The sequence below is a fragment of the Bradyrhizobium sp. genome (genome assembly GCF_030697065.1).
Lineage (GTDB): Bacteria > Pseudomonadota > Alphaproteobacteria > Rhizobiales > Xanthobacteraceae > Bradyrhizobium.
On record NZ_JAUYQU010000016.1, the window covers coordinates 1 to 1,560 of the forward strand.

Annotated in this window: 2 protein-coding genes and 1 pseudogene; 2 read left to right on the top strand and 1 reads right to left on the bottom strand. The window is 58.7% G+C overall.

Annotation, left to right across the window (positions count from 1 at the left end):
• Positions 1-235 (top strand): hypothetical protein (locus Q8R73_RS01275; RefSeq protein ID WP_305717740.1); only part of this gene is annotated, 235 nt, incomplete at its 5' end.
• 264 nt (positions 236-499) lie between these two features.
• On the top strand, positions 500-1,234 hold the full coding sequence (locus tag Q8R73_RS01280) for a Crp/Fnr family transcriptional regulator (protein WP_305717741.1): 735 nt from the start codon (positions 500-502) through the stop codon (positions 1,232-1,234).
• 90 nt (positions 1,235-1,324) lie between these two features.
• On the opposite strand, the pseudogene Q8R73_RS01285 reads toward Q8R73_RS01280, so the two are convergent.
• Positions 1,325-1,560, bottom strand: a pseudogene (locus Q8R73_RS01285) (cyclase family protein); the annotation flags it as partial.

Below are 1,560 nucleotides of genomic sequence, written 5' to 3' on the forward strand. Positions count from 1 at the left end.
GCCGGAGGACTTCAAGGACTGGGAGAAGGATTCCGGCAAGATATCGGAACCGGTGCGCCGCCGCCTCACCGAAATCGTTTCGGCCAATCTCAAATCCGCATCCCCGATGCCGATGTTGTTGAAGGTGGGCGACAATGTTGACGCGACCCACGACCTGATCGTCAAGGTCTTTGCCCACAATGGCAACATCTACATCGGCCTTCACATGCTTTGTCCAAATCCTGAGCTGAAATGATGTCAAGGTGGGCATGGATTTGACGGAGGCCCAGAAATTGATCCTCCGCCTGCAATCTGCCGGTGCGCCTATTTAAAATTGTTTGCTTAATCTGCGCATCTTTGGCGAGTAACTATTTGAAAGGCCACGGTATAATCGCGGGCTGTGTTGCCGTGCGCTGTGCGCCGGAGTATAAATTGCGGCGCGGTGGACTGTTCTCATCAAAGCCTTGCGTTCAAAGCGACCCGCCGTTGATAGGCAAAGTATCAGATGGTCGTGACCGGCGTGCCTCAGGACAAGACGGGTGAAGCTGGTGAGGTTCCGAGCAGCAAATTATCCGTGCTGCGCAAGCATCCGATTTTCTGCGATCTTGAACCCGACGCGTTCGACCAGCTCTGCCGCTATGCAAAACACTCCACGCTGAAGCGGGGCGCCACGATCTTTTCCAAGGGCGATGCCGGCACCAGCATGTTTGCGGTGATCAGCGGCACCGTGAAGATCAGCAGTTCCTCCGTCGATGGCCGTAGCGCGATCTTGAATTTGATCGGCGCCGGTGAAATTTTCGGTGAAATGACGGTGCTCGACGGACAGGTCAGGTCCGCCGACGCCACGGCAAATACCAGTTGCGAGCTTTTCATCATCGACCGCCGCGAATTCATTCCGTTTCTGAGGATGCAGCCAGCGCTGGCCATGAAGTTCATCGAGCTGTTATGCACGCGCCTGCGCCGGACCAGCGAACAGGTCGAGCAGATCATCCTGCAGAACCTGCCTGGCCGGCTGGCCAGCGCGCTTCTTCGTCTGACCGAAAAACACAAGCTTGCGCCTGGCGGCCGGACTATCGCCGTGACCCAGCAGGAAATCAGCGAAATGGTCGGTATGACCCGGGAAAGCATCAACAAGCAGTTGCGGGTCTGGGCGGACCGCAAATGGGTGCGCCTCGAACACGGGGCCATCGTCCTGCTGAACGCCGAGCCGCTGCAGGCGCTGGCCGAAGCGGGATCTGCCGACAACGGCGATTAGCGCGCCGTTGTCGTGGTGGCGAATCCAGCTCATTGAGCGCGGCATTGCACCTGAAGCCTGCGACTCGCCGATTGGCGACGCGCTGCCGCATTACCCCTCGATGATGGCGACCGCCCGGGTCCAGCCCGCCGAGGCACGTTCAATCTTGACCGGGAAACACGACACTGCGAACCCGGTCGACGGCAATTGCTCAAGGTTGTGCAGCTTCTCGATATGGCAGTAGCCGATATGTCGCCCGGCCTTGTGGCCTTCCCAGATCAAGCTGGCATCCCTGGTCTCCGCGTATTTCTTCGCGGTATGGACGAACGGCGCATCCCAGCTCCAGC